At 39.9% G+C, this 16,517-nt stretch carries 10 protein-coding genes and 1 pseudogene; 8 read left to right on the forward strand and 3 right to left on the reverse strand.

Annotated elements, in window-relative coordinates; translation table 11 throughout:
- The first annotated feature begins 77 nt into the window (after positions 1-77).
- The 3 genes from rpoB to ndk all read left to right on the forward strand — a co-directional run bounded on the left by rpoB (position 78) and on the right by ndk (position 8,118).
- Complete coding sequence (gene rpoB / locus HT689_RS03930; RefSeq protein WP_173225212.1) at positions 78-3,683, forward strand: DNA-directed RNA polymerase subunit beta; 3,606 nt, start codon at positions 78-80, stop codon at positions 3,681-3,683.
- Positions 3,684-3,721: 38 nt separating this feature from the next.
- Positions 3,722-7,399, forward strand: a complete 3,678-nt coding sequence (gene rpoC / locus HT689_RS03935; RefSeq protein ID WP_173225215.1) for a DNA-directed RNA polymerase subunit beta' — start codon at positions 3,722-3,724, stop codon at positions 7,397-7,399.
- 305 nt (positions 7,400-7,704) lie between these two features.
- A complete protein-coding gene (ndk, locus tag HT689_RS03945) occupies positions 7,705-8,118 on the forward strand; it encodes a nucleoside-diphosphate kinase (protein WP_061115000.1) in 414 nt (137 codons plus the stop codon).
- A gap of 680 nt (positions 8,119-8,798) precedes the next feature.
- Here ndk and HT689_RS03950 read toward each other — a convergent pair.
- The 3 genes and pseudogenes from HT689_RS03950 to HT689_RS09900 all read right to left on the reverse strand — a co-directional run bounded on the left by HT689_RS03950 (position 8,799) and on the right by HT689_RS09900 (position 12,277).
- Positions 8,799-9,455, reverse strand: coding sequence for an ATP-binding cassette domain-containing protein (locus tag HT689_RS03950; RefSeq protein WP_033685029.1), 657 nt, complete (start codon positions 9,453-9,455; stop codon positions 8,799-8,801).
- 4 nt (positions 9,456-9,459) lie between these two features.
- Positions 9,460-11,661, reverse strand: coding sequence for an ABC transporter permease (locus HT689_RS03955; RefSeq protein WP_173225217.1), 2,202 nt, complete (start codon positions 11,659-11,661; stop codon positions 9,460-9,462).
- Between the two features lie 464 nt (positions 11,662-12,125).
- Positions 12,126-12,277, reverse strand: a pseudogene (locus tag HT689_RS09900) (PhrA family quorum-sensing system peptide).
- 207 nt (positions 12,278-12,484) lie between these two features.
- Here HT689_RS09900 and HT689_RS03960 point away from each other — a divergent pair.
- From HT689_RS03960 to HT689_RS03980, 5 genes are all read left to right on the forward strand, one after another.
- Positions 12,485-13,348: a helix-turn-helix transcriptional regulator gene (locus HT689_RS03960; RefSeq protein ID WP_173225220.1), complete on the forward strand. Its 864-nt coding sequence runs from the start codon at positions 12,485-12,487 to the stop codon at positions 13,346-13,348.
- A 305-nt stretch (positions 13,349-13,653) separates the two neighbouring features.
- The gene (locus tag HT689_RS03965; protein WP_050989826.1) at positions 13,654-14,274 is read left to right on the forward strand and encodes a hypothetical protein; all 621 of its coding nucleotides are present in this window, start codon (positions 13,654-13,656) and stop codon (positions 14,272-14,274) included.
- 198 nt (positions 14,275-14,472) lie between these two features.
- Entirely contained in the window at positions 14,473-14,916 is a 444-nt protein-coding gene (gene tsaE, locus HT689_RS03970) for a tRNA (adenosine(37)-N6)-threonylcarbamoyltransferase complex ATPase subunit type 1 TsaE (RefSeq protein WP_000288238.1), read from the forward strand.
- Positions 14,906-15,424, forward strand: a complete 519-nt coding sequence (locus HT689_RS03975) for a GNAT family N-acetyltransferase (protein ID WP_173225223.1) — start codon at positions 14,906-14,908, stop codon at positions 15,422-15,424. Before tsaE ends, HT689_RS03975 begins: the two co-directional genes overlap by 11 nt.
- A gap of 7 nt (positions 15,425-15,431) precedes the next feature.
- On the forward strand, positions 15,432-16,448 hold the full coding sequence (locus HT689_RS03980) for an LCP family protein (protein ID WP_173225226.1): 1,017 nt from the start codon (positions 15,432-15,434) through the stop codon (positions 16,446-16,448).
- Positions 16,449-16,517 lie beyond the last annotated feature (69 nt).

The following is a 16,517-nucleotide window of genomic DNA, read 5'->3' on the forward strand; positions in this document are numbered from 1 at the left end:
AAGGGTTTTACAACCATATGACGATTAGAAAAGCCTAATTGACAAGGCTTGGAACTTATTTACAAAGGAGAATCATCTTGGCAGGACATGACGTTCAATACGGGAAACATCGTACCCGTCGTAGTTTTTCAAGAATCAAAGAAGTTCTTGACTTACCAAATTTGATTGAAATTCAAACTGACTCATTCAAAGATTTCCTAGACCATGGTCTTAAGGAAGTGTTTGAAGATGTATTGCCAATTTCAAACTTCACAGACACAATGGAGTTGGAATTTGTTGGATATGAAATCAAGGAACCAAAATACACGCTAGAAGAAGCTCGTATCCACGATGCTAGCTACTCAGCACCAATTTTTGTAACCTTCCGCTTGATCAATAAAGAAACAGGCGAAATCAAGACCCAAGAAGTTTTCTTTGGTGATTTCCCAATCATGACAGAAATGGGTACTTTTATCATCAATGGTGGTGAACGTATCATCGTATCTCAGTTGGTCCGCTCACCAGGTGTTTACTTTAACGACAAAGTTGATAAAAACGGTAAAGTGGGATATGGTTCAACTGTTATCCCTAACCGTGGAGCTTGGTTGGAGCTTGAAAGCGACTCAAAAGACATCGCCTACACTCGTATCGACCGTACTCGTAAGATTCCATTTACGACCTTGGTTCGTGCCCTTGGTTTCTCAGGTGATGATGAAATCTTTGATATCTTTGGTGACAGCGAATTGGTTCGCAACACTGTTGAAAAAGATATCCACAAGAACCCAATGGACTCTCGTACCGACGAAGCTTTGAAAGAAATCTACGAACGCCTCCGTCCAGGTGAGCCTAAGACTGCTGAAAGCTCACGTAGCTTGCTTGTAGCTCGCTTCTTTGACCCACGTCGCTATGACTTGGCAGCAGTTGGTCGTTACAAAATCAATAAAAAACTCAATGTTAAAACACGTTTGCTCAACCAAACCATTGCTGAGCCATTGGTAGACCCTGAAACAGGAGAAATCTTGGTAGAAGCTGGTACAATCATGACTCGTAGCGTGATTGAAAGTATTGAAAGCCATTTGGATGGTGACTTGAACAAGATTGTTTACATTCCGAATGATGCAGCGGTTGTGACTGAGCCAGTTGTTCTTCAAAAATTCAAGGTTGTTGCACCAACTGATCCAGACCGTGTTGTAACCATCATTGGTAATGCTAATCCAGATGACAAGGTTCGTATCGTCACTCCTGCTGATATCCTTGCTGAGATGAGCTACTTCCTCAACTTGGCTGAAGGCCTTGGCCGTGTAGATGACATCGACCACCTTGGAAACCGTCGTATCCGTGCGGTTGGTGAATTGCTTGCCAACCAAGTACGTTTGGGACTTTCTCGTATGGAACGTAATGTCCGTGAACGTATGTCTGTTCAAGACAACGAAGTCTTGACACCACAACAAATCATCAACATCCGTCCTGTAACAGCTGCGGTTAAAGAATTCTTTGGTTCATCACAGTTGTCACAGTTCATGGACCAACACAATCCGCTTTCTGAGTTGTCTCACAAACGCCGTTTGTCAGCCTTGGGACCTGGTGGTTTGACACGTGACCGTGCTGGATATGAAGTACGTGACGTGCACTACACTCACTACGGTCGTATGTGTCCAATCGAGACACCTGAAGGACCTAACATCGGTTTGATTAACAACTTGTCATCTTACGGACATTTGAACAAGTATGGTTTTGTTCAAACACCATACCGTAAAGTTGACCGTGAAACAGGTGTTGTTACCAACGAAATCGTTTGGTTGACAGCCGATGAAGAAGATGAATTTACTGTAGCACAGGCTAATTCTCGTCTGAATGAAGATGGAACATTTGCTGAGAAGATTGTCATGGGACGTCACCAAGGGGTTAACCAAGAGTATCCAGCTAATATTGTTGACTACATGGACGTTTCACCAAAACAGGTAGTTGCCGTTGCGACAGCATGTATTCCTTTCTTGGAAAACGATGACTCCAACCGTGCCCTCATGGGAGCCAACATGCAACGTCAGGCTGTGCCATTGATCAATCCTCAAGCACCTTACGTTGGTACTGGTATGGAATACCAAGCAGCCCACGATTCAGGAGCTGCTGTGATTGCTCAGTATGATGGTAAAGTTACTTACGCAGATGCTGACAAGGTAGAAGTTCGTCGTGAAGATGGTTCATTGGACGTTTACCACATCCAAAAATTCCGTCGTTCAAACTCAGGTACTGCCTACAACCAACGTACGCTTGTTAAAGTTGGCGATGTCGTTGAAAAAGGCGATTTTATCGCTGACGGACCTTCTATGGAAAATGGAGAAATGGCGCTTGGACAAAACCCAATCGTTGCCTACATGACTTGGGAAGGTTACAACTTCGAGGATGCTGTTATCATGAGCGAACGCTTGGTCAAAGACGATGTCTATACATCTGTTCACCTTGAAGAATACGAATCAGAAACACGCGATACAAAGCTTGGGCCTGAAGAAATTACTCGTGAAATTCCAAACGTTGGTGAAGATGCCCTTAAAGACCTTGACGAAATGGGTATTATCCGTATCGGTGCTGAGGTTAAAGAAGGTGATATCCTTGTAGGTAAAGTAACACCTAAGGGTGAGAAAGACCTTTCAGCTGAAGAACGTCTCTTGCACGCTATCTTCGGTGACAAGTCTCGTGAAGTTCGTGATACTTCTCTTCGTGTACCACACGGTGCCGATGGTGTCGTTCGTGATGTTAAGATCTTTACACGTGCAAATGGAGATGAGTTGCAATCAGGTGTTAACATGCTGGTTCGTGTCTACATCGCTCAAAAACGTAAGATCAAGGTCGGAGATAAGATGGCCGGACGTCACGGAAACAAAGGGGTTGTCTCTCGTATCGTTCCTGTAGAAGACATGCCTTATCTTCCAGACGGAACTCCAGTCGACATCATGTTGAACCCACTTGGGGTGCCATCACGTATGAATATCGGTCAGGTTATGGAGCTCCACCTTGGTATGGCGGCTCGTACTCTTGGTATTCACATCGCAACACCAGTCTTTGACGGAGCAAGTTCTGAAGACCTTTGGTCAACTGTTAAAGAAGCTGGTATGGATAGCGATGCCAAGACAATCCTTTACGATGGACGTACTGGTGAACCATTTGATAACCGTGTGTCAGTTGGTGTCATGTACATGATCAAACTCCACCACATGGTTGATGATAAATTGCACGCACGTTCAGTCGGGCCATACTCAACCGTTACTCAACAACCACTCGGAGGTAAAGCTCAGTTTGGTGGACAACGTTTTGGTGAGATGGAGGTTTGGGCTCTTGAAGCCTATGGTGCGTCAAATGTCCTTCAAGAAATCTTGACTTACAAGTCTGACGATATTAACGGACGTTTGAAAGCTTATGAAGCTATTACAAAAGGAAAACCAATTCCAAAACCAGGTGTTCCAGAATCCTTCCGAGTTCTTGTCAAAGAATTGCAATCTCTTGGTCTTGACATGCGTGTCCTAGACGAAGATGACCAAGAAGTGGAACTTCGCGACTTGGATGAAGGAATGGACGAAGATGTCATCCACGTAGATGACCTTGAAAAAGCCCGCGAAAAAGCAGCCCAAGAGGCTAAAGCAGCCTTTGAAGCTGAAGAAGCTGAGAAAGCAACAAAAGCGGAAGCAACAGAAGAAGCTGCTGAATAAGAATAAGCAGTTCACTTAGAATAGAAAGGGAAGAAATAGTGGTTGATGTAAATCGTTTTAAAAGTATGCAAATCACCCTAGCTTCTCCAAGTAAAGTCCGTTCATGGTCTTATGGAGAAGTCAAAAAACCTGAAACAATCAATTACCGTACCTTGAAACCAGAACGTGAAGGACTCTTTGATGAAGTTATCTTTGGTCCTACAAAAGACTGGGAATGTGCTTGTGGTAAGTACAAACGCATTCGTTACAGAGGAATTGTTTGTGACCGCTGTGGGGTTGAAGTAACGCGTACGAAAGTTCGTCGTGAGCGTATGGGGCACATTGAGTTGAAAGCTCCTGTATCTCACATCTGGTACTTCAAGGGGATTCCAAGCCGTATGGGCTTGACCCTTGATATGAGCCCTCGTGCCCTCGAGGAAGTTATCTACTTTGCGGCTTATGTGGTGATTGATCCTAAGGATACACCACTTGAGCACAAGTCTATCATGACAGAGCGCGAATACCGTGAGCGCTTGCGTGAGTATGGTTATGGATCATTCGTTGCCAAGATGGGTGCCGAAGCCATTCAAGACCTTTTGAAACAAGTAGATCTTGAAAAAGAAATTGCTGAACTCAAAGAAGAGTTAAAAACAGCTACTGGACAAAAACGTGTCAAAGCCATCCGTCGTTTGGATGTTTTGGATGCCTTTTATAAGTCTGGAAACAAACCTGAATGGATGATTCTCAACATCCTTCCGGTTATTCCACCAGATCTTCGTCCAATGTTGCAGTTGGATGGTGGCCGTTTTGCCTCATCTGACTTGAACGACCTTTACCGCCGTGTTATCAACCGTAACAACCGTTTGGCTCGTTTGCTTGAGTTGAATGCACCAGGTATCATCGTTCAAAATGAGAAGCGTATGCTTCAAGAGGCGGTTGACGCTTTGATTGACAATGGTCGTCGTGGTCGTCCAATCACAGGACCAGGTAGCCGTCCATTGAAATCATTGAGCCACATGCTTAAAGGTAAACAAGGACGCTTCCGTCAAAACTTGCTCGGTAAACGTGTTGACTTCTCAGGACGTTCAGTTATCGCCGTTGGTCCAACTCTTAAGATGTACCAATGTGGTGTGCCACGTGAAATGGCGATTGAACTCTTTAAACCATTTGTCATGCGTGAAATCGTTGCCCGTGATATCGTGCAAAACGTCAAAGCAGCTAAACGCTTGGTGGAACGCGGAGATGAGCGTATCTGGGATATCCTTGAAGAAGTGATTAAAGAACACCCAGTGCTTTTGAACCGCGCACCGACCCTTCACCGTTTGGGTATCCAAGCCTTCGAGCCAGTCTTGATTGATGGTAAGGCCCTTCGCTTGCACCCACTTGTCTGTGAAGCCTACAATGCCGACTTTGACGGGGACCAAATGGCCATCCACGTACCGCTTTCAGAAGAAGCCCAAGCAGAAGCTCGTATCCTCATGCTCGCTGCTGAGCATATCTTGAACCCGAAAGATGGTAAACCAGTTGTTACACCATCTCAGGACATGGTTTTGGGTAACTACTACTTGACCATGGAAGAAGCTGGCCGTGAAGGTGAAGGAATGGTCTTCAAAGACCGTGACGAAGCGGTTATGGCTTACCGTAATGGTTATGTTCACCTTCACTCACGTGTTGGTATCGCAACAGACAGCCTCAACAAGCCTTGGACAGAAGAGCAAAAACATAAAGTCTTGCTTACAACAGTTGGTAAAATCCTCTTCAACGACATCATGCCAGAGGGTCTACCATACTTGCAAGAACCAAACAATGCCAACTTGACAGAAGGCGTTCCAGCTAAATATTTCTTGCCACTTGGTGGAGATATCAAGGAAGCAATCAGCAATCTTGAACTTAACCCCCCATTCAAGAAGAAAAACCTTGGAAATATCATCGCTGAAATCTTCAAACGTTTCCGTACGACAGAAACTTCTGCCCTACTTGACCGCATGAAGAACCTCGGTTACCACCATTCAACTCTTGCAGGATTGACAGTGGGTATTGCCGATATCCCAGTCGTTGATGACAAGGCTGAAATCATTGAAGAATCACACAAACGTGTCGAACAAATCACAAAACAATTCCGTCGTGGTATGATCACAGACGACGAGCGTTACAATGCCGTTACAGCTGAATGGCGTGCTGCTCGTGAAAAACTTGAGAAACGCTTGATTGCCAACCAAGATCCTAAGAACCCAATCGTTATGATGATGGACTCAGGAGCCCGTGGTAACATCTCAAACTTCTCACAGCTTGCCGGTATGCGTGGTCTGATGGCTGCTCCGAACGGACGTATCATGGAATTGCCAATCCTTTCAAACTTCCGCGAAGGTTTGTCGGTACTCGAAATGTTCTTCTCAACTCACGGTGCCCGTAAAGGTATGACTGATACGGCCCTTAAGACAGCCGACTCAGGTTACTTGACTCGTCGTTTGGTTGACGTTGCCCAAGACGTTATCATCCGTGAGGATGACTGTGGAACAGACCGTGGTCTCTTGATCCGTTCTATCGCAGAAGGAAAAGAAATGATCGAGTCACTCGAAGAGCGTCTCAATGGTCGTTACACTAAGAAAACTGTTAAACATCCAGAAACTGGTGCAGTAATCATTGGTCCAAATGAGTTGATTACAGAAGACAAGGCGCGTGAAATTGTCAATGCTGGTGTAGAAGAAGTTACTATCCGCTCTGTATTTACATGTAACACTCGTCATGGTGTCTGCCGTCACTGTTACGGTATCAACTTGGCGACTGGTGATGCGGTTGAAGTTGGTGAAGCAGTTGGTACAATCGCTGCCCAATCTATCGGGGAACCTGGTACACAGCTGACAATGCGTACCTTCCACACGGGTGGGGTTGCCTCAAATACCGATATCACTCAGGGTCTTCCTCGTGTCCAAGAAATCTTTGAAGCCCGCAATCCTAAAGGGGAAGCGGTTATCACAGAGGTTAAAGGACAAGTTACCGCTATCGAAGAAGATGCATCAACTCGTACTAAGAAAGTCTTTGTTAAGGGTGAAACTGGCGAAGGTGAATATGTCGTTCCATTTACAGCTCGTATGCGTGTAGAAGTTGGAGACCAAGTAGCGCGTGGTGCTGCTCTTACAGAAGGTTCTATCCAACCAAAACGTCTCCTTGCAGTTCGTGATGTCTTGTCAGTTGAAACTTACCTTCTCGGTGAAGTACAAAAAGTTTACCGTAGCCAAGGGGTAGAAATCGGTGACAAACACATCGAGGTAATGGTTCGTCAAATGATTCGTAAAGTCCGTGTCATGGATCCAGGAGATACAGACCTTCTCATGGGTACCCTTATGGATATCAATGACTTTACAGATGCCAACAAAGATGTCCTTATCGCAGGTGGAGTTCCAGCGACTGGTCGTCCAGTCCTTATGGGAATTACCAAAGCCTCACTTGAAACCAACAGTTTCTTGTCAGCGGCTTCCTTCCAGGAAACAACTCGTGTCCTTACTGACGCGGCTATCCGTGGTAAGAAAGACCATCTCCTTGGACTCAAGGAAAATGTTATCATCGGTAAGATTATCCCAGCAGGTACTGGTATGGCCCGTTACCGTAACCTTGAACCACATGCTGTCAACGAAGAAGAATACCTTAATCCTTCAGTAGAGGAAGAAGGGAATGAAGAAACAACAGAAGTAGTTGTGGATACTGCCGTTGAAACTGTGGAAGAAACAGTAGAATAAAAGAGAATGAGAGAGCCTTCGGGTTCTCTTTCTCTTTTCTGAAAATTTTCTCCATTTTTCCATGAAATGTGGTAAAATAATACTCAATGAAAATCAAAGAGCAAACTAGGAAACTAGCCGCAGGTTGCTCAAAGCACTGCTTTGAGGTTGTAGATAGAACTGACGAAGTCAGCTCAAAGCATTGCTTTGAGGTTGTGGATAGAACTGACGAAGTCAGTAACCATACCTACGGCAAGGCGACGTTGACGTGGTTTGAAGAGATTTTCGAAGAGTATAAAAGAAAGAAGCTGACAAAGGAGACGGGTATGGAACAAACATTTTTTATCATTAAACCAGATGGTGTAAAAAGAGGACTAGTGGGTGAGGTGTTGAAACGCATCGAACAACGTGGATTTACAATCGAAAAATTGGAGTTGCGTTCACAGGTTTCAGAAGAGTTGATTGACCAGCACTATCAGGACTTGGTTGGTCAAAGTTTTTACCCGCCGATTCGTGAATTTATGACTTCAGGACCGGTTCTTGTAGGTATCATTTCTGGTCCCAAAGTAATCGAAACTTGGCGGACTATGATGGGTGCGACTCGTCCAGAAGAAGCTTTACCAGGAACTATTCGAGGTGATTTTGCAAAAGCTGCTGGAGAAAATGAGGTTATCCAAAATGTTGTACATGGTTCAGATTCAGAAGAGTCAGCTAAGCGAGAAATTGCTCTTTGGTTTTAAGAGTGGATTGGCTCAATCAATTGGTTAAAAGCTCATTTGAATAGAAAGTATAGTCAATTAGTTTAAGACATGACGCATGATATCAAACTTTTTAGTTTTTGATATGGTGCGTTTTTTGATTAAGTGACTATTAGTTCGTCTCGCTCCGTTAGGTGCGAGACAAAAAAATACCCGCTATGCGGGTGCGCGTCGAAGGTTATACAAAAAACTCCGAGCACGATACAATAAAAGGTGTTCAAGCCAATTGTAAAGCGAAAGGAGAAAAATATGGCACAAAGGGCTCTTTTGTTCTGTTCTTGTTTCAATTGACTATATTTCTATACTTTTTCTTCCTTTCTCTGTGAAAATCGCAAGTTTTTCCCACTTTTTCTCGATGATTTCAATACTGAAACAACATCTTTCCAGAACTTCAATAATTTCTTTTTGTGTTAAATCATTATTTAACTAAATCTTTGGAGGCAATACGTTTTCAAAGCTACTTTTTATCATAGATTTTGAGCCTTCAACACATATTACTAAGCCAAAAATGCTCTAAATTTTTGAAATTCTAACAAATCCCACTCAACTTCATCATCATTTTTGACTTTCACAATATCTTCCTCAAAATAACATGGAATAAAGATAGTTTTCTTTTGAAATGGGTTCAGAAGTAACCGTATCAAGTGCTAATAATGGTTGAGTTAATTTACAAGAACTGACTCCAGTGAAATAATCCTATCACATTGCCGTGCTTGCTCCATGTTATGCGTAACAACCAAAATTGTTTTACCAAATTGATCTCTCAAAGTTCGAATCAAATCGAATGCTTTTTGAGACATTTCAGGATCTAAAGATCCGGTTGGTTCATCTGCTAGGACAATATCTCCGGGCTTTAAAATAGCTCTCACAATCGCAATTCTCTGCTGTTCACCTCCCGATAATTCATTGATTTTACTATTTAACCGATTTTGTAGACCAACAAATTCTAGCGTTTCCTTGATTCTCTGCTCTTTCTCCTGTCTAGAGAAATTCGAAAAAGTCATGGCAAGCATCAGGTTATCTTTCACACTAGATGTAGAAATGAGTGCATTGGATTGAAAAAGATAGTTGATGACATTCCTTCGATAATGAACTGCTGATTGCGAATTTACCTTAGGCAAAACTTTTCCGTTGATTAGGATTTTACCACTGTCAACAGTATCCAATAGTCCAATCATATTGAGGATAGTCGATTTTCCAGAACCAGAAGGTCCTACTAAAGCTACAAATTCATTTTCCTCAATATCAAAGCTTAAGTCTTTGAAAATTTCTCTTGAACCAAATTGTTTTGATACATTTTGTACTGAAATTCTAGACATGAGATTACTCCTTAAATGATTGTATGATACTCTCTCCTTCTTTACGGAACAAACTGAAGTAAAGAAGCATTATCTGAAAAGCAAATGTAGCTAGTGTCATGACTATTCCCAACTTAGAACCCACCAAGATAGAAACGATTAGTTCCATCACAGAAAAACTAATAATGAGAGAAAGCACACCAATATATCTTTTCCATGGTGAGAATCCCATAAAGTATTGGACATACAATTTTTCTTCAAATAACAAGCGGTACATTAAGACAAAACTCCAGAAAATAGCCATCATCGTAATGATGATAATCGCTATAATCGTGCCGAAAAGATAAAATGTATAACTCAGATCTTTTTGAAGACCATTGATAAAGTTCTTGACAGTTGTAAAACTCAACCGATTATCCGTTAAATCTGGAAATTCTGTTTCTAAAACGGACACTACCTGTTCCATCGTTTCCCTATCACGAATCTTCAAAAGACCATTATAGCCACTGACAACTAAGTTTGCCGACTCCATGAAATATAAATTCTCTGGTGTTGAGACAAAAATAACTGGATTCTCACTAGTTGTACCATAAGAAATGGAATCTGACCAAGTAAATATTGGTCGATACGGTTGGTAAACCTTGAACATAAATTTCTGATTTTCTGTGAAATTAGTTTGTAAATCTCCCGGTTTTACAGTGACACTTTCCTGTAAATACGCCTTCATCACCTCAAGTTCTTCTGTATTGAGCGTGTTAGGTAGAAGATAAAGTCGAGTACCATTCCTCATCTCTAGCAACTCTTCATCACTTAGGGGAATACCTAGCTCTTGCAGGTAATTATAGGAGAATTTCAAATACCAAAATGGTTTTTTAGGGACATGCTGGTATGTCCCATAGACTGCATCAAGGTACTCCTGATTAAGAAATTTTCCTTGGGCAATATAGACACCTGGAAGCTCAGATATACGCTGGTAAAAGTTATACATACTACGCTCAAGGGAATTTGTAGTTCCTGCATATGTACCTACATCATTTCCCTCAACAAAGCTGGATATAACGTACATATCTTCAACATTCTTCCACTCCCTAGATACTTTCATATTCTCAATAAACTGATTCATTGGAGCATCTAAAGAGTAACTGACTGCGATTAACAAACCAGCTACCAAGGTATAGAATAACAAGCAGGTTACCATTAAAGGCTTCATTGGTAATCGTTTATGAATTGCGGCTAATGGAGAAACCGAATAAACAATAATCGTTGGAATAATGAATATCAATAGTAGCAACAAGACTGAGAGGCTGACTCCAGCAAAAACTAGAATAAACGATGATAAACCAAAACTAGACCAGCCTGACAACAACCAACTACATAAAGAGATAATTGGAATAATGTAGATTGAAAATAGTAGAGAATTTTTGAAAAAAGCAGACCATAATTCTTTTCTATCCCATCCTAAAAGAATCAATGTTCCGAAATGTTTAAAGGATTGAAGAACACAGATTAAGAATAGAATCAGTAAAATGAAGGCATTTACTAAGATGCTGATAGCAAGTATTATTCCCCAAATTCCCTGATCAGTACTACTTCCAAAACTTTCTTTTGTCAAATCCTCAACAGAAATACCTGACATCTTTGAAAGATGTAACAGAAAGTTATCTCTTGAGACAGCATCGTGGAGACCATTGATATGGTATATCCCATTAATCGTATTAGTGTTTTGGAAAGTATAATCTAATCGTTCAATGACTACAGGTGTGCTAAATAATAAATCTGGAAGCTCGTAAAGCATATTATTTGACCCTTTGTCAAGTCCAATAGTCATACTATTATCACTATGAGATAATAAATCTGCAAATTGTTGTTGTGAGACTACTATTTTACCCGTACTTTCAAAATCTGAAAAACCAGCAGAGCTACCAAGGATGTCTATATAAATCCTATTTAGACCTTCTCCTGTATCACTACTTTCAGAACGTTTTGTCCATATGGACAAGTCACTCTGTTCTAAAAAATAATTAAATACATCTTGTGATTGCTCTTCTGTTAACTTCTGAAGATAAACTGTTACGGTCCCGGAATGATGATTATAACTCTGCCATGACTGTTGATACTGTAAACCTGCTAAAAAAATTGCCACCAGAGCAAGTAAGGCACTCTGGATAGTAATCAAAAACAGGATTAAGTATCTCATTTTACCTAATAATATGTTTTTGTATGTCATAAGTACTTACCTACAATTCCAGTAACATTCAGCTGTACAGTTCCAATGAATTTAGAAACATGTTCTTCTATTCCAGGTGATTGCCAGCCTGAGAATGACCCGTTAGCAGTTGCTGAGTGTTCGTAAACACTAGACTGAACATTTGAATAGCTCCAAAGACCAGCAGTACGACCATAATTCCAATAAACTGCAGTACCTTTATACCAAACTGTTGCAGCTGAAACAATCGAACCACCTGCACCAGCTAAAGTCAGTGTAAGTAAAGATGTTGTAATTATTTTTTTTTATGCTTTTCTTCATTGTAAAGCCCTCACTTCTTTCACTTAAAATCTAACAATAACAATGACTGCCTTTAGAAGTATCAACAAATCAAACCCTAGTACATCGGAATCCCTTCTTTCTAATTAAAAGTTAGATAAAACAGAAATACTATATAGTTAATAGTATTTTCATCATTTAATCAACTAATCAGCCTTCCCAACATCAAGACCATTGGACTTCTTTTGTGATTGGACTCGAATCTCCAATAGTTTATTCTTCTTAATAAACTATTGGTAAGGAATTGTATTACTAAACATAAAACACCTAGTAATGCTAATATAGCTAATTTTTGAATTCCACGATTTTTTTCATTCGTGAAACCCTTTTCTTTTTCGTTATCCTTATTTTAACAGATATATTTTATTTAGCCAAGTATTTTTATGTAATTTTTGACTTTTTTTTCAGTTTATTACCGTAAAGAATTATTTATTCCTTTAACTTGCTATTTTGAACTAAAAATTTTATAATGAAATTAAGCAAATAGGAAGGTTTATTATCTTTAATGAATACACTCGCAGAGAAATTCAGATTGAAAAGAAAAGAGTTGAGACTCTCCCAACAAACTCTTGCAGAAGGAATTTGTGAACAAAGCCAGATTAGTAAAATTGAGAGAGGGCATTTCATTCCCTCCGCAGACCTTTTGTTCAAACTCTCCCAACGACTCGAAGTGCCATTAGATTATTTTTTTAATGAACAAATTGAAATTAAATCTAACCTCTCTAATTTCAAGCAATTATCTGCTCGACTATTAGATGATAGAAATTATGACGATTTGGAATATATTTATAGAATAGAGATTGAACGAAGTACTTTTCTAACACTAGAAGACCGAACTTACCTTGAATGGATTAAAGCTATTATTGACTTCTATCAATATGACAGTAAGTGTGAGGCTATTTCTTCATTGGAAAATATATTATTAAAAGTCTCCTCAAATACTCTGATTTATTTAAAGGCATTGAATACTCTATCTAATTTCTATTCCTTAGTGGGTCGTGAACAAGAATATGAGGCAAACTACTCTCATTTAATGGAGTTATATCAGACAAAAAATTTTGAGCATCAAGAGTTTTTATTTGGCTACATCAGAGTTCGTTACAACTACGCTCACTACCTAGTATCAAAGGGAAAATATAATGAAGCCATCCAAGAAGCTCTTGAGACGATTGAACTCTGTAAACAAAGACAGACAAGCTACCAACTGGCTCCTCTACTTATTCTTGTAGGAAATGCTGGAGCCAAATTTCTAGACAAAGAACAAGTCAAAAATTATTATATAGAAGCAAGAGAGCTGTGCAAGATTTATAACAATCCTTTAATGCTGATGAAGATAGAAAATTATTTGAAGGAATTAGATACTGTTTAGTTAATCTTGACATTATAGTTTTTCTGAAACGTTAAATAACCTGTAAGGCTGATAGTGAAATGAATACTATCAGCCTTATTTCAATTTATATTCTTCGAAAATCTCTTTTAAACCACGTCAGCTCTATCTGCAACCTCAAAACAGTGTTTTGAGCAACCTGCGGCTAGCTTCCTAGTTTGCTCTTTGATTTTCATTGAGTATTAGCCTCTCATGTTTGTTTAGCGTCTTAAAAAGACATTTGAGAAGATTAGAAACAGTTCTCTCTTTTCTCCTAGTATAATGATTGGTAGGAAGGGAGAGAAAAGATGAAATCAATGAGAATCTTATTTTTGTTAGCTTTAATTCAAATCAGTTTGAGTAGCTGTTTCCTATGGAAAGAATGCATCTTGTCCTTTAAACAAAGTACAGCTTTTTTTATTGGAAGTATGGTCTTCGTTTCAGGAATCTGTGCTGGAGTAAATTATCTTTATACTCGTAAGCAAGAAGTTCATAGTGTCCTAGCCAGTAAGAAGTCGGTGAAGCTTTTTTACAGTATGTTACTCTTAATTAATTTGTTAGGAGCTGTTCTTGTCTTGTCAGACAACTTGTTCATCAAAAATACGCTACAGCAAGAATTAGTTGACTTTTTATTGCCATCCTTTTTCTTTCTATTTGGGCTAGATTTGTTGATTTTTTTACCCTTAAAAAAATACATGCGCGATTTGCTTGCTATGCTAGACAGAAAAAAGACGGTGTTGGTGACTATTTTAGCAACACTTCTCTTCTTAAGAAATCCAATGACCATTGTCTCACTTCTGATTTATATTGGACTGGGTTTGTTTTTTGCAGCCTATCTTGTCCCAAATTCTGTTAAAAAGGAAGTTTCCTTTTATGGTCATATTTTCCGAGATCTTGTATTGGTCATTGCTACGCTCATTTTCTTTTAGAGAAAGCTTGTTTTTATGGATGTTATGATGGTAATACTCTTCGAAAATCTCTTCAAACTACGTCAGCTCTATCTGCAACCTCAAAACAGTGTTTTGAGCAGCCTGCGGCGAGCTTCCTAGTTTGCTCTTTGATTTTCATTGAGTATAAGTTTAGTAGGAAAATAGACACAACAGAAAAGTTTTTGGTATAATAAGAGTATGTACACAAAAAATGAAGAAGAGCTACAAGCCTTAGGGGAGCGTTTGGGTCATCTATTAGAAAAGAATGATGTTTTAATCTTAACTGGAGAACTGGGTGCAGGTAAAACAACCTTTACTAAAGGACTTGCTAAAGGTTTACAGATTTCTCAAATGATTAAAAGTCCAACCTATACTATCGTAAGAGAGTATGAAGGCAGACTGCCACTTTATCACCTAGATGTTTATCGAATTGAAGGAGATGCGGATTCTATCGACTTGGATGAATTTCTCTTTGGTGGAGGCGTGACTGTTATTGAGTGGGGGAATCTCTTAGGAGATGCCTTGCCAGATACTTATTTAGAATTGGAAATTCTAAAAGAAGCAGATGGACGTCGTTTAAATTTTCAGGCAAAGGGTTTGCGTGCAGAAAAACTCTTAGAGGAGCTTCAACATGGAGTATGAATTGCTCATTAGAGAAGCAGAGCCTAAAGATGCAGCTGAATTAGTGGCCTTTTTAAATCGTGTAAGTTTGGAGACAGATTTTACCAGCCTAGACGGAGATGGTATTCTCTTGACCAGTGAGGAGATGGAAATATTCCTCAATAAGCAAGCTAGTTCGGACAATCAGATAACCTTACTTGCATTTTTAAATGATAAAATTGCTGGTATTGTAAATATTACAGCTGACCAGCGTAAGAGAGTCCATCATATTGGAGATCTCTTCATTGTGATTGGAAAAAGATATTGGAATAATGGCTTGGGAAGTTTGTTGCTAGAAGAAGCGATAGAGTGGGCACAAGCAAGTGGCATTCTACGTCGTCTCCAACTGACTGTTCAAACTCGTAATCAAGCAGCAGTTCATCTTTATCAAAAGCATGGCTTTGTCATTGAAGGTCGCCAAGAGCGTGGGGCATATATAGAAGAAGGGAAATTTATCGATGTTTACTTGATGGGTAAACTGATCGATTAGTAGAAATATGGTTAAAAAAATTATTGGAATGGTGCTAGCTTTACTTTCTGTAACTGTAGTAGGAGCAGGTATTTTTGCTTATACTATTTATCAACAAGGGACAGAAACCTTAGCTAAAACCTATAAAAAAATCGGCGAAGAAACCAAGGTTATTGAAGCGACTGAACCTTTGACCATTCTGTTAATGGGGGTTGATACTGGAAATGCTGAACGAACTGAAACTTGGGTCGGTAGAAGTGATAGCATGATCTTGATGACAGTGAATCCTAAAACGAAAAAAACAACGATGATGAGTTTAGAGCGGGATATTCTGACCCGCATTGAATCAGGGAATGGTCAGGCTCATGAAGCGAAACTGAATTCAGCATATGCAGATGGTGGAGCAGAGCTTGCTATAGAAACCATTCAAAAAATGATGAATATCCACATTGATCGCTATGTGATGGTCAATATGAAAGGGTTGCAAAAACTAGTGGATGCAGTAGGTGGTATTACAGTCAATAATACCCTAGGTTTCCCCATTTCTATCAGTGACCAAGAAGAATTTAATACCATTTCTATCGGTGTTGGGGAGCAACATATTGGGGGAGAAGAAGCTCTAGTCTATGCACGAATGCGTTACCAAGATCCTGAGGGAGATTATGGTCGTCAAAAACGTCAACGTGAAGTTATTCAAAAAGTCATGGAAAAAGCCCTCAGTTTAAATAGCGTTGGTCATTATCAAGAGATTCTAAAAGCTTTGAGTGACAATATGCAGACCAATATTGATTTGTCTGCAAAAAGTATCCCTAACTTGCTAGGCTATAAAGATTCATTTAAAACCATTGAAACTCAGCAGTTGCAGGGTGAAGGAGAGATGCTTCAAGGTGTTTCTTACCAGATTGTTTCGAGAGCACATATGTTGGAAATGCAAAATCTACTCCGACGTTCTTTGGGACAAGAAGAAGTCACTCAGCTTGAAACCAATGCGGTCTTATTTGAAGATTTATTTGGCAGAGCACCTGTTGGTGATGAAGAGAATTAACTTTTGATACAAATAAAAAATCAATCGTGGGAAATTTCCTGCGATTTTTTCAAAAAAATACGAATAGAT

The sequence above is a fragment of the Streptococcus sp. 2342 genome (assembly GCF_013276795.1).
Classification (GTDB): domain Bacteria; phylum Bacillota; class Bacilli; order Lactobacillales; family Streptococcaceae; genus Streptococcus.

Excerpts from the sequence above, each read along its gene's own strand:
- HT689_RS03960 (WP_173225220.1), top strand. The coding sequence starts at position 12,485 with ATGAATACACTCGCAGAGAAATTCAGATTGAAAAGAAAAGAGTTGAGA.
- ndk (WP_061115000.1), top strand. The coding sequence starts at position 7,705 with ATGGAACAAACATTTTTTATCATTAAACCAGATGGTGTAAAAAGAGGA.
- HT689_RS03980 (WP_173225226.1), top strand. The coding sequence starts at position 15,432 with ATGGTTAAAAAAATTATTGGAATGGTGCTAGCTTTACTTTCTGTAACT.
- HT689_RS03955 (WP_173225217.1), bottom strand. The coding sequence starts at position 11,661 with ATGACATACAAAAACATATTATTAGGTAAAATGAGATACTTAATCCTG.
- HT689_RS03965 (WP_050989826.1), top strand. The coding sequence starts at position 13,654 with ATGAAATCAATGAGAATCTTATTTTTGTTAGCTTTAATTCAAATCAGT.
- HT689_RS03950 (WP_033685029.1), bottom strand. The coding sequence starts at position 9,455 with ATGTCTAGAATTTCAGTACAAAATGTATCAAAACAATTTGGTTCAAGA.
- HT689_RS03975 (WP_173225223.1), top strand. The coding sequence starts at position 14,906 with ATGGAGTATGAATTGCTCATTAGAGAAGCAGAGCCTAAAGATGCAGCT.
- tsaE (WP_000288238.1), top strand. The coding sequence starts at position 14,473 with ATGTACACAAAAAATGAAGAAGAGCTACAAGCCTTAGGGGAGCGTTTG.